This is a genomic window from Xanthomonas sp. NCPPB 2922 (assembly GCF_041520885.1).
Classification (GTDB): Bacteria; Pseudomonadota; Gammaproteobacteria; order Xanthomonadales; family Xanthomonadaceae; genus Xanthomonas; species Xanthomonas campestris.
The window spans coordinates 12,147-30,376 of record NZ_JBGOFY010000017.1; the positions used below are offsets into that span (position 1 = coordinate 12,147).

The window sequence follows — 18,230 nt, forward strand, 5'->3', positions numbered from 1 at the left end:
CGCGCGGCGTGGAATTGAGCGCGCATCATCGCGTGCAGCCGCTCAGTAACCGGCGGCCTGCCCGTCCTTGCGGCTCTCCGAGGCGCCGTAATAGACGCCGCTGGCCGGGTCGCGCGCAATCGCCTGGTAGCCACCATAAGGTCCGTCGGCAAAGATCACCCGGTGACCTTTGCGCATCAGCCCGCGGATGGTGTCGTAGGAGAAGCCAGTCTCCAGATTGACTTCGCCGCCATCGCTCATCGCCGTGGCCTGGCCGGTGGGCTCGGTGGAGCCTTCATGCTGGATGCGCGGTGCATCGCCGGCTTCCTGCAGATTCATATGGAAATCCACCAGGTTCATGACGATCTGCACATGACCCTGCGGCTGCATCGCCCCGCCCATCACGCCAAAGCTCAGCCACGGCTTACCGTCCTTGGTGACGAACGCCGGGATGATGGTCTGGAACGGGCGCTTGCCCGGAGCGTAGCCGTTGGGGTGGCCCTTCTTCAGCACGAACATCTCGCCGCGATCCTGCAGGATGAAGCCCAGTCCCGGCGGCGCCCCGCTGCCCATGCCACGGTAGTTGGACTGGATCAGCGAAACCATCATTCCGTCGGCATCGGCCACGGTCATGTAGATGGTATCGCCCTCCTCCAGCTGCTTGGGCGTGCCTGGCTGCGCTTCCTTCAAGGCCTTATCCATCGAGATCAGCGCGCGGCGCTGCGCGGCATAGTCTTTGGAAATCAGCTTGGCCAGCGGCGCCGGCTGGAAGGCCGGGTCGGCATAGAAGCGTGCGCGGTCGGCAAAGGCCAGCTTCTTGGCCTCGGTGAACAGGTGCACATGCTCGGTCGAGCCGAAGCCGATCTTGGAAAAATCGTAGCCTTCCAGGATATTGAGCATCTGCAACGCCGCGATGCCCTGGCTGTTGGGCGGCAGTTCCCACACGTCATAGCCGCGGTAATTGGTGCTGACCGGCTCGACCCATTCGCCCTGGTGGCTGGCCAGATCCTCATAGCTCAGAAAGCCGCCATTGGCCTTGAAGTAGGCACCGATGGTGCGCGCGATCTCGCCCTTATAGAACGCGTCGCGCCCGCCATCGGCGATCTGCTGCAAGGTATTGGCCAGGTTCGGGTTCTTCCACAGTTCGCCCTTGCGCGGGGCATGCCCGTCGATGGTGAACTGCTCCTTGAAGCCGGGGTACTGCGACAACCGCGGCACGGAGCGGTCCCAGTAATAGGCGATCGTTTCGGCAACCGGGTGCCCCTCACGCGCGTAGCGGATCGCCGGCGCCAGGTCCTGCGCCATCGGCTTGTGACCGAAACGCCCGTGCAACGCGAACCAGCCGTCCACCGCGCCCGGCACCGACACCGGCAGCGGCCCGGTCGGCGGAATGTCCTTCAACCCCCGGCGCTGAAACTCGGCCAAGGTGAGCGACTTCGGCGAGCGGCCCGATCCGTTGTAGCCGTAGAGCTTGTTGGTCTTGGGGTCCCACACGATCGCGAACAGATCCCCGCCCACCCCGTTGCCGGTCGGCTCCATCAGGCCCAGTGCGGCATTGGCAGCGATCGCCGCATCCACCGCCGAACCGCCGTCCTTCATCACATCCAACGCGATCTGCGTGGCCAGCGGTTGCGAGGTCGCGGCCATGGCATGCGGGGCGATCACTTCCGAGCGGGTGGCGAAAGGTTGCCCGGTGATGCGGTCGGCCGCACCAGACGGTGGCGCGAGCAACGCCAGAGCAGACACCAACAAGGCAGGTACGCAACGCATGGCAAGAGCCCCCAGGAGCACATCAATGATGAGTTGCCAACGATACCAGTGCACCAGCGCGCCACGTCCAAACCGCCGCAACCGATCGCAGAAGTCGCGCAATTGGTGACGCCGGTTGCAGCCACGCACCGCGCGTCGCTGCGGTTTCAGCGGTAACCATGCTGTTGTGGCGGGGCTTTGCGCGCGCCACTTCGTACGATGACCGAAGTTTCAGCCGCAAGGGTTGACACCCCCGCAGCGGCGGTGGTTATCTCAGATCCATGCCGCAACGCACCGCCACCTTGGACGCTTCACTGCCCGCGCCCATCGGCGCGCCGGCGTCGCTTCTCGTGCTCGTACTTATTACCTCGCCAACCGGTGCGGGACGAGACTTCGTGTAGGCAACAGACACACAAGGCTTCGATCAGACCCCGCACCGGCAACGGCGCGGGGTTTCGCGTTTCAGGGACCACCAAAAGTTTCGAATGACATGAACAACGCCATCTCCACCACCGCAGAGTGCGTCACAAATGCCGCAACACGCGGCGCGGTGCATTCCTGCATGGACGACGCCGTTGTGATTCCCCGCTTTGTTCGGCCAGTACGTATCTCCACTGCCGGCTGATTCCTTTCCCACTGCCCACACCGCAAGGATTTTCAATGAGCAACGACACCCAACCGACCATCGCGATCATCGGCTACGGCAGCCAGGGCCGCGCGCATGCGCTGAACCTGCGCGATTCCGGCTTCGACGTCACCGTTGGCCTGCGCCCCGGTGGCCCGACCGAAGCCAAGGCCCAGGCCGATGGCTTCACCGTCGTTGCGCCGGCCGAAGCGGTAAAGACCGCTGATCTGGTCGCGGTGCTGACCCCGGACATGGTGCAGAAGAAGCTCTACGAAGAGGTCATTGCGCCGAACATGAAGCAGGGCGCCTGCCTGCTGTTTGCGCACGGGTTGAACGTGCATTTCGACATGATCAAGCCGCGCGCGGATCTGGACGTGGTGCTGGTCGCGCCGAAGGGCCCGGGCGCACTGGTACGTCGCGAATATGAAATCGGCCGCGGCGTGCCGTGCATCTATGCGGTCTACCAGGACACCAGTGGCAAGGCCGAGCAGTTCGCGCTCACCTACGCCGGCGGCCTGGGCGGCGCGCGCGCCAACATCATCAAGACCACCTTCAAGGAAGAGACCGAAACCGATCTGTTCGGCGAGCAGGCGGTGCTGTGCGGTGGTGCGTCCTCGCTGGTGCAGGCCGGTTTCGAAGTGCTGGTGGAAGCTGGTTATCAGCCGGAAATCGCCTATTACGAAGTGCTGCACGAACTGAAGCTGATCGTGGACCTGTTCTACGAAGGCGGAATCACGCGCATGCTGGAGTTCGTCTCCGAAACCGCGCAGTACGGCGACTACGTCAGCGGCCCGCGCGTCATCGATGCCAGCACCAAGGCACGCATGAAAGATGTGCTGACCGACATCCAGAACGGCACCTTCACCAAGAACTGGGTGGCCGAATACGAAGCCGGCCTGCCGAACTACACCAAGTTCAAGCAGGCCGATCTGGAGCACCCGATCGAAGAAGTGGGCAAGAAATTGCGCGCCAAGATGGTATGGCTCAATGGTGAGCAGCAGGCCACCGCTACACCTGCCAAGCAACAAGCGGCGTAACGCCGCCGCCTCCCCCACCGTTTAACCGAAAGGTCCGCACAACGCATGAACACCTCCGCACACAGCAAGCCCCGCAATGGCGCGCGCTGGCTGACGCAGGCCCTGGAAGCCGAGGGCGTGGAAACGCTGTTCGGCTATCCGGGCGGCACCATCATGCCGTTCTACGACGCCCTGGTGGATTCCAAGCTCAAGCACATCCTGGTGCGTCACGAACAAGGTGCCGCATTGGCGGCCAACGGGTTCGCCCGTGCCAGTGGCCGTGTCGGCGTGTGCGTGGCCACCTCCGGCCCGGGCGCGTCCAACCTGGTCACCGGCATTGCCGACGCCATGCTCGACTCGGTGCCGATGGTGTGCCTGACCGGCCAGGTCGCCACGCCGTTGCTGGGCACCGATGCGTTCCAGGAACTGGACGTGTTCGGCATGACCATGCCGATCGTCAAGCACAGCTTTCTGGTGCGCAGCGTGGATGAGTTGTCGGAGATGGTGCGCGAGGCGTTTCGGATTGCACGCGAAGGGCGTCCCGGGCCGGTGCTGATCGACCTGCCCAAGGACGTGCAGATTGCCGATGCCTCGCATCTGCCCGACCACGTGCCGGCGCAGGTGCTGCCTCCGCCGGCGCCGCAGGACGCCAAATTGGCCGAAGCGTTGGCGGCGATCGCCAGCGCCGAACGCCCGGTGGTCTACGGCGGTGGCGGCATTGCGCTGGCGGGTGCGGTGGAGGCTTTCCGCCGCTTCGTGGAAGCCACCGGCATGCCGACCGCGCTGACCTTGCGCGGCCTGGGCGCCTTGCCGCACGCCCATCCGGACTACCTGGGCATGTTGGGCATGCATGGCACGCGCGCGGCGAACATGGCCATCCAGGAATGCGATCTGCTGGTGGTGGTCGGCGCCCGGTTCGACGACCGCGCCACCGGCAAACTGAGCGAATTTGCACCATTTGCGCGCGTCATCCACCTGGATGCCGACGCGTATGAAATTTCCAAGCTGCGCACCGCCGATGTGGCGGTGCCCGGCGATGTAGCCACCAGCCTGAAGGCGTTGAGCGCGGCACGTGCCAATTGCCAGGCCTGGCGCACGCGGTGTTTTGCCAACCGTGAAAAGTTCGGCGCGCGCTATGACGCACCGGGCACCGATATCTACGCACCGGCACTGCTGAAGCGCCTGAGCGAAGTGGCCCCGGCCGACACCATCATTGCCTGCGATGTCGGCCAGCATCAGATGTGGGTTGCCCAGCATTGCCGCTTCAACCACCCACGCAACCATCTCACCAGCGGCGCGCTCGGCACCATGGGCTTCGGCCTGCCGGCGGCGATGGGCGCGCAGTTCGCCTGCCCGGACCGCACCGTGGTGCTGGTCTCCGGCGATGGCAGCTTCATGATGAATGTGCAGGAACTGGTGACGATTGCGCGTTGCAAGTTGCCGGTGAAGATCGTGCTGCTGGATAACAGCTCGCTGGGCATGGTGCGGCAGTGGCAGGAACTGTTCTTCGCCGAGCGCTACAGCGAGATCGACCTCTCCGACAACCCGGATTTCGCCGCATTGGCGCAGGTATTCGGGATCCCGGCCAAGCGCATCATTGCGCGCGGCGATGTGGACGCCGCGCTGGCCGAGTTGCTGGCGCAGCCCGGCCCGGGCCTGCTGCATGTGGCCATCGATGCACGCGCCAACGTGTGGCCGCTGGTGCCGCCCAACAACGCCAACAGCACCATGCTGGACAGCAATCCCGCACATGCGGCCAAGGAGACCCCTCATGCGTTACCGGCTTGATCTGGTGCTGAAGCCGGCCGAAGGCGCGCTGGTGCGCGTGATCGGCATGACCGAACGGCGTGGCTTCCGCCCGTGCGCCATCCAGGGCGCCGCCGCGCCGGACGATGCCGGCCGCTGGCATCTGCAACTGGACGTGGACAGCACGCGCCCGCCGGAAACGCTGCGCCTGCAGTTGGAAAAAGTGTACGACTGCGAGTCGGTGGCGATCACGGCCTTGGACTCGGTGGAGGCGGCCGCATGAGCCTGCAGACCTCGCGGGATGACCAGATGGCTGTTCGGAGGTGTCTTCTTCCGGATCGGCCGCGCGCGTGCCGCAATGCCTGATTCCGGCCGCCCGACCACGCAGGAGCCAGACGTAGGCGAGGTCGCCGTCAGCGTGGCCGACGTGCTGGCCGCGCAGGCACGCCTGCGCAAGTACCTATCGCCCACACCACTGCATTACGCCGAACGCTTCGGCGTGTGGCTGAAGCTGGAAAATCTGCAGCGCACCGGCTCCTACAAGGTACGTGGCGCATTGAATGCGCTGCTGGCCGGACTGGAGCGCGGCGATGAGCGCCCGGTCATCTGCGCCTCGGCCGGCAACCATGCTCAGGGCGTGGCGTGGTCGGCGTATCGGTTGGGCGTGCAGGCCATCACGGTGATGCCGCACGGTGCGCCGCAGACCAAGATCGCCGGCGTGGCCCACTGGGGCGCCACGGTGCGCCAGCACGGCAACAGTTACGACGAAGCCTTCGCCTTTGCGCGCGAGCTGGCCGACCAGAACGGCTATCGCTTTCTGTCTGCGTTCGACGACCCGGATGTGATCGCCGGACAAGGCACGGTGGGTATCGAGTTGGCCGCGCATGCACCGGATGTGGTGATCGTGCCGATCGGCGGCGGTGGCCTGGCCTCCGGCGTGGCGTTGGCGCTGAAGTCGCAGGGCGTACGCATCGTGGGCGCGCAGGTGGAAGGCGTGGACTCCATGGCCCGCGCCGTGCGCGGCGACCTGCGCGAAATCACCCCGGTCGCCACCCTGGCCGATGGCGTGAAGGTCAAGATTCCCGGCTTCCTGACCCGTCGTCTGTGCTCGAGCCTGCTCGACGACGTGGTGATCGTGCGTGAGGCCGAATTGCGCGAGACGCTGGTGCGTCTGGCACTGGAAGAACACGTCATTGCCGAAGGCGCCGGCGCACTCGCGCTGGCCGCCGGTCGCCGTGTTTCCGGCAAACGTAAATGTGCGGTGGTCTCTGGCGGTAATATCGACGCGACTGTCCTGGCCACCCTGTTATCCGAGGTGCGGCCGCGTCCGCCACGCAAGCCGCGCCGTCGCAATACCGAGCGGCTCCGCAACGAACGCAGCACCAAAGCATCACCGCCATCCATTGCTATTCCCCGCCCATCCGCAGTCGCATCAACGCCTGTCACCGCCATCGCAGTAGAGGAGTCTTCCTGGTGAACACGACCGTATCCAACCAGACCCCGCATATCCGAATTTTCGACACCACCCTGCGCGACGGCGAGCAATCCCCCGGCTGCAGCATGACGCCCCAACAAAAGCTGGTCATGGCGCGCGCGCTGGACGCGCTTGGCGTGGACATCATCGAAACCGGTTTCCCGGCCAGCTCGTATTCCGACCGCGAAGCGGTGGCGATGATGGGCCGCGAATTGCGCCGCCCCACCCTGGCGGTGCTGTCGCGCTGCCTGCAGGCCGATATCGAGATCTCTGCCCGTGCACTGGAAGCGGCCGCCAACCCACGCCTGCATGTGTTCCTGTCCACCAGCCCGCTGCACCGCGAGCACAAGCTGCGCATGAGCCGCGAGCAGGTGCTGGAATCGGTGCACAAGCACGTGACGCTGGCACGCGGCTACATCGACGACATCGAATTCTCGGCTGAAGATGCCACGCGCACCGAAGAAGATTTCCTGGCCGAAGTGACACGCGTGGCCATCGCCGCCGGTGCGACCACGATCAACCTGCCGGACACGGTGGGCTTCACCACGCCGGAAGAAATCCGCGGCATGTTCTCGCGGCTGATCGCCAGTGTCGAAGGTGCCGAGAAGGTCATCTTCAGCACGCACTGCCACAACGACCTGGGCCTGGCGGCTGCCAACTCGCTGGCCGCAATCGAAGGCGGCGCGCGCCAGGTGGAATGCACCATCAACGGCATCGGCGAACGCGCCGGCAATTGCGCGCTGGAAGAAATCACCATGGCCCTGAAGGTGCGTGGTGCGTTCTACAACCTGGACACCGCAATCAATACGCCGCGCATCGTCTCCACTTCGCAGCTGCTGCAGCGTTTGGTTGGCATGCCGGTGCAGCGCAACAAGGCGGTGGTGGGCGGCAACGCGTTCGCGCATGAATCGGGCATCCACCAGCACGGCATGCTGCGTCACCGCGGCACTTACGAAATCATGCGCCCGGAAGATGTGGGCTGGGAGTCGTCGCAGATGGTGCTGGGCCGCCACAGCGGCCGCGCGGCAGTGGAACAGCGCCTGCGCGCGCTGGGTTACCTGCTGGAGGAAGATGAGGCCAAGCTGGTGTTCGAACAGTTCAAGGCATTGTGCGAAAAGCAGCGCGTGGTCGCCGACGCAGACCTGCAAGCCTTGATGCAGGACGCCACCGTGCAGGAAGGCTACCGCCTGGCCTCGATGACCATCAGCGATGTCGGCAGCCGCGCCAATGCACTGGTCGAACTGTCCGACCCGGACGGCAATCGCGTCGCAGAAACAGCGCAAGGCAATGGCCCGGTGGACGCGCTATTCGGTGCGCTGGCATCGGCCACCGGGGTAAAGCTGGAATTGGACAGCTACCAGGTGCACAGCGTAGGCATCGGCGCCGATGCCCGTGGCGAAGCCAGCCTGAGCGTGCGCCACGACGGCGTGGAATACGAAGGCACCGGCACCAGCAAGGACATCATCGAGGCCAGTGCCCTGGCCTGGCTCGATGTTGCCAACCGCCTGCTGCGTCAGCGCGAGCGTGGCGTGGTGGCGGGGAAGACGGCGGCGGTGGCGTAACGCGCGGTTTGGGTACAGCGTCGGCGACACGATGACGTTAGTAAAACGGCCAGCGAGTCATACGCTGGCCGTTTTGCGTTTGTGCTTCCGCTAGTTTTTGGGTGCTCAAGGAGGGTGATGACGCTAGCTCGCAGCGGCGAGTGGATTCTTTGTCACAGCAACCAGCATGTTCGCGCATAGCGCCTGCGGACAACATGTGCTGTGCTTCGGCGCACTGCTTGCGGTGGGAGAAGGCCATCACGGGCCATTCCCTTGCGTTTCGTAGGAGCGCACTTGTGCGCGATGGGATTGATGGGAAGGCTTCATCGCGCACAAGTGCGCTCCTACGAGGTCATGGTTTCTGCATGGCTGTGCATAACCGATCAGCAAAGGCGCTCGCAGCCCGTGGTGCATTTCGCGGTCAGCGTGGCGGAGAAATGTTGCTGATCATTAAGGCGTGCCTGCAGCGCGACGTACTGACCTGCCACGATTGCTGGAGAGGCGAACAGGCCACTATCGGCCATCCACGTATGCGGCATGGGGCACCTGGACCTAGCGTTTTGCAGGAGTGCACTTGTGCGCGATTGGATTGATGGGAAGGCTTCATCGCGCACAAGTGCGCTCCTACGTAGACATGGCTTCGTCATTATTTGCGCAGCCGAGCGGCACAGGTGCATCTCTGCACGCGGCGCACTGCATTTTTGCCTCGAAATAGCGTGAGCAGAAGCTACGCAAGCAGCCCTTCGCTCTTCGTTCCTCGCTCTTCGCTCCTCGCCCGGACAGCGCGATAACGACAGAGCGGCGGTGGGTCTGGCGGCGGGACCATGTGGCGGCATGGATGCCGCCACTGAGCCTCCATGGACGGATTCACGGCGTGTCCCGGGGCCGGACCCACCGCCGCGCACACGGCCAACGTGCAGTGCAAGTGCACCATACGTACACAACTACACACGCAAGCACTTGCACTTGCACTTGCACTTGCACTCGTATCGTGAGACGCAGACAAGAAAGCGGCCACCGCCCCAACGAACGATGGCCGCCTCTCTAATCAAAAGCCCTCAGCAAAGCCAACAAGGGCGGCTCGCCGTGGACACTGAAGACCAAGCCGAATTGGCCCGCAAGCCGTTACAGCGCAGCCACCACCGCATCACCCATCGCAGCCGTGCCCACCTTGGTGGTGCCTTCCGACCAGATGTCGGCCGTGCGCAGTCCCTGATCGAGCACCTTGCCAACAGCTGCCTCAATCGCATCGGCCGCTGCTCCCTGGGCGAAGGTGTAACGCAACATCATGGCGACCGACAGAATCGTGGCCAACGGGTTGGCAATGCCCTGCCCGGCAATATCCGGTGCAGAGCCGTGGCAGGGCTCATACATGCCCTTGCTGTTGGCATCGAGCGAAGCCGAGGGCAGCATGCCGATGGACCCGGTGAGCATCGAGGCCTGGTCGGAGAGGATGTCGCCGAACATGTTGTCGGTGACGATCACATCGAACTGCTTGGGCGCGCGCACCAGCTGCATCGCCGCGTTGTCCACGTACATATGCGACAACGCGATATCTGGATAGTCCTTGGCCACCTCTTCGACCACGGCGCGCCACAGCTGGCTGGACGCCAGCACATTGGCCTTGTCGACCGAGCACAACTTCTTGCCGCGCAGGCGGGCCATCTCGAAACCGGCCTTGGCGATGCGGCGGATTTCGCTTTCGCTGTAAGGCAACGTGTCGTAGGCCTGGCGCTCGCCATTGTCCAGCGTGCGCGTGCCGCGCGGCTGGCCGAAGTAAATGCCACCGGTAAGCTCGCGCAGGATCAGCAGATCCAATCCGGACACCACCTCGGGCTTGAGCGTGGAGGCATCGGCCAGCTGCGGATACAGCAACGCGGGGCGCAGGTTGGCAAACAGGCCGAGTTGCGAACGGATCTTCAGCAAGCCGCGTTCCGGACGCAGTGCCGGATCGATGGTGTCCCACTGCGGGCCACCGACCGCGCCCAACAGCACGGCATCGGCAGCGCGCGCACGCTCCAGCGTTTCGTCGGCCAGCGGGCTGCCGTATTTGTCGTATGCGGCGCCGCCCAGTTCGTCGTACACCAGGGTGACGCCAAGAGTGTGCTGGGTATCGATACGCGTCAGCACCTTGACCGCTTCGGCCATGATTTCCGGGCCGATGCCGTCGCCGGGAAGAATCAGAATCTGCTTGCTCATGCAATCCTCGTGAGTTGGCGCCGCGGCGCCATGAAAATCAACGTGTCGCCCACAGCACCAGCACATCGGTGCTGAAAGAACCATCGGCGCCAATCTGGAAGTAATCGCGCACGTCATCCACCGCCGTGTCCTGCAGCGCGCGAATGGCTGCGCGCAGCACCTCCGGCGTACGCATGCGATCGACCCAGGTCAGGTAATCCAGCTGCAGGCGTTGGCAATGATGACGCTGTACGTGCAGGCCAGCATCGCCCACCACCTGCAGCCACTGCGCCACGCTGTAGTCGCGCACATGGCTGGTGTCGCGCAGTAACTCGATCGCCTGCAGATGCGTATCGAGCAGCGGCAGCCCTGGTGCCACCACGTCGATCAGTGCGGCGATTCCGCCGGGGCGCAGCACCCGCCGCACCTCACGCAGTGCCTGGCCCAGGTCACTCCAGTGGTGCGCCGAATACCGGCTGACCACCACGTCCATACTGCCGGACTCGAACGGCAGCCGCTCGGCGACGCCCTGCAAGGTACGCACCTGGGTCAGGCCGCAGTCGGCGGCGGTGGCCGCCACGACTTCAAGCATGTCGGCGGATAGATCGTAGGCGACCACCTCATCCATCAACGGCGCCAGCTGAAAACTCACATGCCCGGCGCCACAGCCCAGGTCGAGCAAGCGCCCGTTGCGATGACCTGCCAGGCCCGCGCGAAGTTCAGCGAATTCGGCGCCCTGTGCATGCACCTCGCTCTGCAGATACGCCTGCGCCTGCGGCCCGAACTGCGCCGCAACGTGCGTGCTCAACGCGTCAATCCCGCTGAATGGCGACGCAGCGCTCACTGCAGCGCGCCGAACAACCACGGCTGTTGCGCGCGATGCCCTTGCTCGAAGCGGCCAATCGCGTCGGCGTCCTGCAAGGTCAGGCCGATATCGTCGAGCCCATTGAGCAGGCAGTGCTTGCGGAATGCATCGATCTCGAACGCGTACTCCACACCATCGGGCCGGCGCACGCGCTGCGCGGCCAGATCGACGGTGAGTTGGTAGCCTTCATTCCCCAGGCACTGCTCGAACAAGGCATCCATTTCCGCCTCTGCCAGCACGATCGGCAGCAGGCCGTTCTTGAAACTGTTGTTGTAGAAGATGTCTGCAAAACTCGGCGCAATCACTGCGCGGAAGCCGTATTCGTCCAGTGCCCACGGCGCATGTTCGCGCGAAGAACCGCAGCCGAAGTTCTCGCGTGCCAGCAGCACGCTGGCGCCCTGGTAACGCGGAAAATTGAGCACGAACTCCTGGTTGAGGGGGCGCGTGCTGTTGTCGCGGCCCGGCTCGCCGATGTCCAAATAGCGCCACTCATCGAACAGATTTGGGCCGAAACCGGTGCGCTTGATCGACTTGAGGAATTGCTTGGGAATGATCTGGTCGGTATCGACGTTGGCACGATCCAGCGGCGCGACCAGTCCGGTGTGTTGGGTAAAAGGGGTCATGGGAATACCGGGAATTGGGAGTAGAGAATGGTGTGGCAGGGTGGAGGCGGGAGGTGGCGATTCCCTATTCCCGAGTCTCGATTCCCTGCAACTCACGCACATCGACAAAGTGCCCGCTCACCGCCGCAGCCGCGGCCATCGCCGGGCTGACCAGATGCGTGCGCCCACCGGCGCCCTGGCGCCCTTCAAAGTTGCGATTGGACGTGGACGCGCAATGTTCACCGCTGCCCAACTTGTCCGGGTTCATCGCCAGACACATCGAGCACCCGGGCTCGCGCCACTCGAAACCGGCATCCAGAAAAATCTTGTCCAGCCCTTCGGCCTCGGCCTGTGCCTTGACCAGTCCCGAGCCCGGCACCACCAGGGCCTGCTTGATGGTGGAGGCCACCTTGCGGCCTTTGGCAACCGCCGCGGCAGCGCGCAGGTCTTCGATGCGCGAGTTGGTGCATGAGCCGATGAACACGCGGTCCAGATGGATCTCGGTGATCGGCTGGTTTGCCCGCAAGCCCATGTATTTGAGTGCGCGCTGGATCGAATCGCGTTTGGTCGGGTCCTGCTCGGCCGCCGGGTCGGGCACCTGCTGGTCGATTGCCACCACCATCTCCGGTGAGGTACCCCAGCTGACCTGCGGCTTGATGTCTTCGGCACGCAGTTCCACCACGATGTCGAAGGACGCATCGGCGTCGGACACCAGCGTGCGCCACAGCGCCACGGCCGCGTCCCAATCCGCGCCCTTCGGCGCGAACGGGCGACCCTTGACGTAGGCGATGGTCTTTTCGTCCACCGCCACCATGCCCACGCGCGCACCGGCTTCGATGGACATGTTGCAGATGGTCATGCGGCCTTCCATCGACAGCGCGCGGATCGCACTGCCGGCAAATTCCAGCGCATGCCCGTTACCACCGGCCGTGCCGATCTTGCCGATCACTGCCAGCACGATGTCCTTGGCGGTGACTCCGAACGGCAGCGTGCCTTCCACGCGCACCTGCAGGTTCTTCATCTTCTTGGCGATCAGGCATTGGGTGGCCAGCACATGCTCCACTTCAGAGGTACCGATGCCATGCGCCAGCGCGCCGAACGCGCCATGCGTGGAAGTGTGCGAATCGCCGCAGACCACCGTCATGCCCGGCAGCGTGGCGCCCTGCTCGGGGCCGACCACGTGCACGATGCCCTGGCGCGTGTCGTTCATCTTGAACTCAAGGATGCCGAAGTCGTCGCAGTTCTCGTCCAATGTCTGCACCTGCAGACGCGAGACTTCATCGGAGATGGACTCCAGCCCGCCCTGGCGCTCGGCACGGGTGGTGGGCACGTTGTGGTCGGGCGTGGCGATGTTGGCATCGATGCGCCACGGCTTGCGCCCGGCAAGACGCAGGCCTTCGAAGGCTTGCGGCGAGGTCACTTCGTGCAGGATGTGGCGGTCGATGTAGATCAGCGACGAGCCATCGTCACGGCGCGTGACCTCGTGCATCTCCCACAACTTGTCGTACAGGGTCTTTGCAGTCATCGCTTGAGATTCCGATGCGGTGGCGGACGGCGGATGCACCGCCTGGCTGAGTCCGATGCTAGGAGCTTGCGTCCGATAACGCAAATTCATATTTTTTATTCAACAAATGAAATTTAGGAATGGCATGGACCTCGCCAATCTGAGCGCATTCGTGGCGATTGCCGGCCACGGCAGCTTCTCGTCAGCGGCCGAAGCGTTGCATCTGACCCAACCTGCGGTGAGCAAGCGCATCGCTCTACTGGAAGCGCAATTGTCGGCACGGCTGTTCGACCGCCTGGGCCGCCAGGTGGTGTTGACCGAGGCCGGGCTGGCGCTGCTGCCACGTGCGCAGCGCATCCTGGCCGAGCTGGACGACACACGCCGCGTGCTGGAACACCTGGGCGCGGCGGTCGGCGGGCGGCTGAGCCTGGCCACCAGTCACCACGTGGGGCTGCACCGGTTGCCGGCATTGTTGCGACGCTTCGCCGCCGAGCATCCGCAGGCGGCCCTGGACATCCAGTTCCTGGATTCGGAACTGGCTTACGCGGCGGTGTTGCGCGGCGAGGTGGAACTGGCGGTGACCACACTGGCACCGGACACCCGCGCCCCGTTGCGCGCGCAGCCGATCTGGCAAGACCGCCTGCAGTTCGTGGTGGCGCCGGATCACCCGTTGGCCGCGTTGGAGACGGTCACGCTCGATGACGTGGTCGCCCACCCAGCGGTGCTGCCGGATCCGGGCACCTTCACCCATCGCATCGTGGCCGGGTTGTTCGCCGAACGCGGCCTGGCGCCGAGCCTGCGCATGACCACCAATTATCTGGAGACGATCAAGATGCTGGTGTCGGTTGGCCTGGCCTGGAGCGTGCTGCCCGAGCGCATGATCGATCACCAGATCATGGCGCTGCCGTTGGCCGATGTGGCGCTATCGCGTGCGTTGGGATGCGTCACCCACGGCGGGCGCACCTTGTCGCGCGCGGCGCAGGCGTTCGTGGCGCTGTTGCATACGCAGGCGGATCAGGCGGCAGGGCTGCGGGGGCTGCCCCGCTGACGCTGCGCAAGACCGCACGCTACTGATCGATCAACCGATCGCGTCCCTGCCGTTTGGCGTGATACAGCCTGCGGTCGGCCAGCGCCAGCAACTCGCGCCGGCTGTGCGCCTCGTTGCTCATCGCCATGCCCATGCTGGCAGTGCACTGCACGGTGGCCTCGTCTGCGGCAATCGCGATGGTGCCCAGGCGTTGGCGCAGTTGTTCGAACAAGGCACGCGCGTGCGCAGCCTCCAGGCCGGTCACGGCCAGCAGGAATTCTTCGCCGCCGTGGCGTGCGGCAAAACAGTGCGCGTGTTCCTGGTCGGCCAATACCTCACCCACTGCACGCAACACCGCATCGCCGACTTCGTGGCCATGCGCATCGTTGATGCGCTTGAAGTGGTCGATATCGGCCAGCGCCAATGCCAGCGGCGCGCCGCCCGCCTGCGCCTCGTCCAACCATTGCTGCAGCACGCGCTCGACTTCACGGCGGTTGGGCAAAGCGGTGAGCACATCGTGGCTGGCGCGGTATTCGAGCTGGCGCATCAGCGCTTCACGCTCCTGGCTGGCCTGCTGCAAGGCCAGGTTCTTGTCGCTCAATTCACGGGTGCGCTTGTCGATCACCACGTTGAGCTCGCGCTGGCGGCGGCGATAACTGGCGGTGCGCCACAGATAGAACCCGTAGATCACACTGGCCAGGCACAACACGCCCAGGCCGATGACTTCGCCACGCCGCCACCACGGCGGCGCCAGTTCCAGCACCACGCTGGTTTCACCGAGCAACGCCGCCTGGCGCCAATCCACCGGCAGCGACATCGCCTGCACGCGGAAACGGAACCGCCCCGGCGGCAGATTGGTATAGACCGCTTCGGTCGCGCTGTCGGCGTCCACCCAATCCGGGTCGAAGCCGTCGAGCCGGTAGCGGTAACGCACCTTGTCCGGCCCGCGGAAATTGAGCCCGGCATAGCCAATGGCGATGCGTCGGGTATCTGCACTCAGACGATGCGGGCCGTCCAGCGGCTGCACCATGCCGTCCACCACCAGGCGCTCGATCACAATCGGCACGCGGTGGCCTTGCAGGGTGCCGACCCGGGCGGGGTCGATCACGCCCAGGCCGGCCGCGGTGGGAAACAGCAACTGGCCGGTTTGCGTCAGCCAGCCGGCCGGCGCGCTGCTGCCGTTGCCCTGGTTGCCGGGCATGCCGTCGCTGCGGTCCACCACTTCCACACTGAGCTGCTCGCGGGTGCCGGCGTCGATCTGGTCGAAGTCGCGCCGCGCAATCCGGAACACGCCGTGATTGCTCGACAGCCACAGGTAGCCGCGGCCGTCATCGATGACGCGGAACACCTTGTCGCGCGGCAGGCCCACACGATGGTCATACACCTGGAAGCGCTCGCCGCGCAGCCGCAGCAGCCCGCGGTCGCTGGCAATCCACAGATCGCCACTGGGATCGCGCAGGAAATCGAAGGCGTTCTGGCCCGGAAAATCCTGCTCGCCCAGCCAGGCGCGGGTGCCGCCATCGGGCGACAGTGCGGTCATGCCACGGTCGGTTCCGCTCCAGATGGTGCCCTGGGCATCGCGATAGAGCACCTGCACCGAGCCATCCGGCACCCCGTCGGCGGCGGTGTAACGACGCGCGCGGCCGTCGTGCCAGCGCACCAACCCGGCAGTGGTGCCGATCCACAACGCATCGCCGTCCGGCAACACCGCACGCACCGATAACGAGGACAGGCCCTCGGCCGCACCGATGCGCTGGACCACCGCCCCCTGCGCATCCAGACGCAGCACACCCTGGCTATAGGTGCCGGCCCAGACCCCGCCATCGCCCGCATCGGCCAGCGCCAGCACCGATTGCTCCAGCACCCGCCCGGCACTGCCCCGCGAGAACGGCACGCGTGCGATCTGCCCGTCGCGCCAGCGGTCCAGGCCCACCGCGCTGCCCACCCACACGGTGCCATCGGCGGTCTGCAACACGCTTCGCACGTAGTCCGAGGCCAGGCCGTCGTCAATGGTGACGCCATGCGCAGCGCCTTCGGCGACCCGGAACAGCCCATGCGTGCTGCCCACCCAGATCAGGCCCTCGGCATCCTCCAGCAATGCCGGGCTGGCCACGCCGGAAATGGCGATCTGTTCGTCTGGATCATCCGGCCCGCTGTGCACCACCAAGGTGCCGGCGGAAAGGCTCATCCACAGGTGACCGCTGCGGTCCATCACCAGCGAGTCGACCCGCTGGCCCTGGCGGAAGCGCTGCAGGCCCCCGCCCCGGCTCCACCACCACACCCCGTCGTCGCCAGCCACCAATAAGCCGCCCTGGCGATCGCTGGCCAGCCGACGCACGGGGGTGTCGGCCATGCCATGCGCCTGCCCCCAGGCAGTTGCGGCGCTGGCGCCTAGCGGCAGCTGATACAGGCCGACGTCGGTCCCGATCCACAGGTCGCCACGCGCGTCCGTCGACAAGGCGGTGATGCGTGCGCGTGGCAGGCCGGCCTGACGCCCGACATCCACCACCCGCCCATCCAGCTCGATCCGGTACAGCGTCTGCGGCGTGCCCACCCACAACGCACCATCGGCGCGCCGTAGCAGCGCGCTGACAGCCAGATGCCTAGCGGAGGCATCGCCCAGCTGTTGCCAGCGGCCGTCCTGATGACGGTACACACCGTCGAAGGCGGTGCCGAACAGCATGCCGTCGCCATCGCGTACCACCACGAACACTCCGCCCAGCTCTACGCCAGGGGTGTTCTGACGGTCGAACACGGTGAAATCGCGCCCATTGAAGCGCGCCACGCCTTCCCAGGTGCCGAGCCAGATCACCCCATCGCTGCCCTGGGCGACCGCATGCACCAGGTTGTGCGGCAGGCCGTCATCCATGTCCCAGCGGCTGACCGTGTGGTAGGCGGTGTGCTTGAGCGGATGCGCGCCGAGCGGCCAGCCGGCCAGCAGCGCCCAGCACAGTAGCGGCCACAGCCACAGCGATGCATTCCGCAGCGCCTGCGCACTGCGGAGCTCGCCTGTGTGCGCATGCGCCCCGACCCCGTCCACGCGTCCTGCTTCGCCCCTTCGGCTGCCCGTCAACAGGGTGTTGCAGGCCGTTCGGCAATTTATCACCGGGGGTAGCAGCGACGCGCTAGGTGGATTCCCCACAGCGCCGGGGCAGACCACGACAGCGCAAGCGACTCACCGCAACGGTTAATGGACCGCGCGGTGCCGCCATATAAATATAGAACCCGATGGTCTAGTATTGGCGCATGTCCAGCTCGCCCCCCCTCAAGTCCAAGGCCAAGAGCAACGGCCCTGGGCGTCCCAAGGATCTTGGGAAACGCGCCGCCATCCTAGGCGCCGCCCGCTCGCTGTTCATGGAGCAAGGTTTTGCGGGCGTCAGCATGGACGGCATCGCCGCCCTGGCGGGCGTCTCCAAGCTGACCGTCTACAGCCACTTTGGCGACAAGGAAAGCCTGTTTGGCGAGGCGATCCGCGCACAATGCCAGCACATGATGCCCGACGACCTGTTCGACCATGCGCCCGAAGGCGCGTTGCGCGAGCAGCTCATCGAGATCGCCGACGCCTTCTTCGCCATGGTCAGCTCCGACTCGGCCATTGCCACCCACCGCATGATGATGGCGCCAGGTACCGGCGACGTGCACGTGCGGGAGATGTTCTGGGATGCTGGCCCCAAGCGGACCCAACAGGCGCTGGCGGATTTCCTCAGCGCGCGCGTGGCCGACGGGCAGCTGGAGATTCCCGACGTGGCCCGCGCCGCCGCGCAATTCTTCTGCCTGCTCAAGGGCGAGCTGTACGCGCTGATGATGTGCGGCCTGCACGGCCAGCCCGATCGCGCGCAGGTGGACGAGCACATCCACGCCAGCGTGGATTTCTTCCTGAGAGCCTATGTGCCGCGCTGATCGGGCCTGCCCTTTGGTCGCGGT

At 65.3% G+C, this 18,230-nt stretch carries 13 protein-coding genes; 7 read left to right on the forward strand and 6 right to left on the reverse strand.

Annotation, left to right across the window (positions count from 1 at the left end; all coding sequences use genetic code 11):
• Window positions 1-42: 42 nt before the first annotated feature.
• Window positions 43-1,749, reverse strand: coding sequence for a gamma-glutamyltransferase (gene ggt, locus ACD584_RS16825; RefSeq protein ID WP_076037897.1), 1,707 nt, complete (start codon window positions 1,747-1,749; stop codon window positions 43-45).
• 639 nt (window positions 1,750-2,388) lie between these two features.
• Between ggt and ilvC the strand changes: the two genes are divergently transcribed.
• The 5 genes from ilvC to ACD584_RS16850 all read left to right on the forward strand — a co-directional run bounded on the left by ilvC (window position 2,389) and on the right by ACD584_RS16850 (window position 8,151).
• Window positions 2,389-3,390 (forward strand): ketol-acid reductoisomerase, encoded by a 1,002-nt coding sequence (gene ilvC, locus ACD584_RS16830; RefSeq protein WP_070689794.1) that lies wholly within the window; start codon window positions 2,389-2,391, stop codon window positions 3,388-3,390.
• 45 nt (window positions 3,391-3,435) lie between these two features.
• On the forward strand, window positions 3,436-5,157 hold the full coding sequence (ilvG, locus tag ACD584_RS16835; RefSeq protein WP_076037146.1) for an acetolactate synthase 2 catalytic subunit: 1,722 nt from the start codon (window positions 3,436-3,438) through the stop codon (window positions 5,155-5,157).
• Window positions 5,141-5,398 carry an ACT domain-containing protein gene (locus ACD584_RS16840; protein WP_011038424.1) on the forward strand — a complete coding sequence of 86 codons (258 nt, stop codon included), beginning with the start codon at window positions 5,141-5,143 and terminating at the stop codon, window positions 5,396-5,398. Before ilvG ends, ACD584_RS16840 begins: the two co-directional genes overlap by 17 nt.
• A 75-nt stretch (window positions 5,399-5,473) precedes the next feature.
• Window positions 5,474-6,592 carry a threonine dehydratase gene (locus ACD584_RS16845; RefSeq protein WP_011038425.1) on the forward strand — a complete coding sequence of 373 codons (1,119 nt, stop codon included), beginning with the start codon at window positions 5,474-5,476 and terminating at the stop codon, window positions 6,590-6,592.
• The gene (locus ACD584_RS16850) at window positions 6,589-8,151 is read left to right on the forward strand and encodes a 2-isopropylmalate synthase (protein WP_014508888.1); all 1,563 of its coding nucleotides are present in this window, start codon (window positions 6,589-6,591) and stop codon (window positions 8,149-8,151) included. The genes ACD584_RS16845 and ACD584_RS16850 overlap by 4 nt, the downstream gene beginning before the upstream one ends.
• A 1,104-nt stretch (window positions 8,152-9,255) precedes the next feature.
• On the opposite strand, the gene leuB is transcribed toward ACD584_RS16850, so the two are convergent.
• The 4 genes from leuB to leuC all read right to left on the reverse strand — a co-directional run bounded on the left by leuB (window position 9,256) and on the right by leuC (window position 13,300).
• Window positions 9,256-10,329, reverse strand: coding sequence for a 3-isopropylmalate dehydrogenase (gene leuB / locus ACD584_RS16855; RefSeq protein WP_050911280.1), 1,074 nt, complete (start codon window positions 10,327-10,329; stop codon window positions 9,256-9,258).
• Window positions 10,330-10,366: 37 nt separating this feature from the next.
• A complete protein-coding gene (locus ACD584_RS16860; protein WP_012437443.1) occupies window positions 10,367-11,116 on the reverse strand; it encodes a class I SAM-dependent methyltransferase in 750 nt (249 codons plus the stop codon).
• Window positions 11,117-11,148: 32 nt separating this feature from the next.
• Entirely contained in the window at window positions 11,149-11,796 is a 648-nt protein-coding gene (leuD, locus tag ACD584_RS16865) for a 3-isopropylmalate dehydratase small subunit (protein WP_011038429.1), read from the reverse strand.
• 64 nt (window positions 11,797-11,860) lie between these two features.
• On the reverse strand, window positions 11,861-13,300 hold the full coding sequence (leuC, locus tag ACD584_RS16870) for a 3-isopropylmalate dehydratase large subunit (RefSeq protein WP_016944422.1): 1,440 nt from the start codon (window positions 13,298-13,300) through the stop codon (window positions 11,861-11,863).
• A gap of 124 nt (window positions 13,301-13,424) precedes the next feature.
• Here leuC and ACD584_RS16875 point away from each other — a divergent pair, with 124 nt between their 5' ends.
• Window positions 13,425-14,327, forward strand: coding sequence for a LysR family transcriptional regulator (locus ACD584_RS16875; RefSeq protein ID WP_012437440.1), 903 nt, complete (start codon window positions 13,425-13,427; stop codon window positions 14,325-14,327).
• 19 nt (window positions 14,328-14,346) lie between these two features.
• Here the strand turns inward: ACD584_RS16875 and ACD584_RS16880 are convergent, their stop codons facing one another.
• Entirely contained in the window at window positions 14,347-17,346 is a 3,000-nt protein-coding gene (locus ACD584_RS16880; RefSeq protein WP_076037147.1) for a ligand-binding sensor domain-containing diguanylate cyclase, read from the reverse strand.
• Window positions 17,347-17,552: 206 nt separating this feature from the next.
• On the opposite strand from ACD584_RS16880, the gene ACD584_RS16885 reads away from it, so the two are divergent.
• Window positions 17,553-18,206 (forward strand): TetR/AcrR family transcriptional regulator, encoded by a 654-nt coding sequence (locus ACD584_RS16885; RefSeq protein ID WP_011038433.1) that lies wholly within the window; start codon window positions 17,553-17,555, stop codon window positions 18,204-18,206.
• Window positions 18,207-18,230: the final 24 nt, after the last annotated feature.

Bases quoted from the DNA above. Each gene is read 5' to 3' on its own strand.
- ilvG (WP_076037146.1), top strand. From the start codon at position 3,436: ATGAACACCTCCGCACACAGCAAGCCCCGCAATGGCGCGCGCTGGCTG.
- ACD584_RS16885 (WP_011038433.1), top strand. From the start codon at position 17,553: ATGTCCAGCTCGCCCCCCCTCAAGTCCAAGGCCAAGAGCAACGGCCCT.
- leuD (WP_011038429.1), bottom strand. From the start codon at position 11,796: ATGACCCCTTTTACCCAACACACCGGACTGGTCGCGCCGCTGGATCGT.
- ilvC (WP_070689794.1), top strand. From the start codon at position 2,389: ATGAGCAACGACACCCAACCGACCATCGCGATCATCGGCTACGGCAGC.
- ACD584_RS16845 (WP_011038425.1), top strand. From the start codon at position 5,474: ATGCCTGATTCCGGCCGCCCGACCACGCAGGAGCCAGACGTAGGCGAG.
- ggt (WP_076037897.1), bottom strand. From the start codon at position 1,749: ATGCGTTGCGTACCTGCCTTGTTGGTGTCTGCTCTGGCGTTGCTCGCG.
- leuC (WP_016944422.1), bottom strand. From the start codon at position 13,300: ATGACTGCAAAGACCCTGTACGACAAGTTGTGGGAGATGCACGAGGTC.
- leuB (WP_050911280.1), bottom strand. From the start codon at position 10,329: ATGAGCAAGCAGATTCTGATTCTTCCCGGCGACGGCATCGGCCCGGAA.
- ACD584_RS16875 (WP_012437440.1), top strand. From the start codon at position 13,425: ATGGACCTCGCCAATCTGAGCGCATTCGTGGCGATTGCCGGCCACGGC.
- ACD584_RS16840 (WP_011038424.1), top strand. From the start codon at position 5,141: ATGCGTTACCGGCTTGATCTGGTGCTGAAGCCGGCCGAAGGCGCGCTG.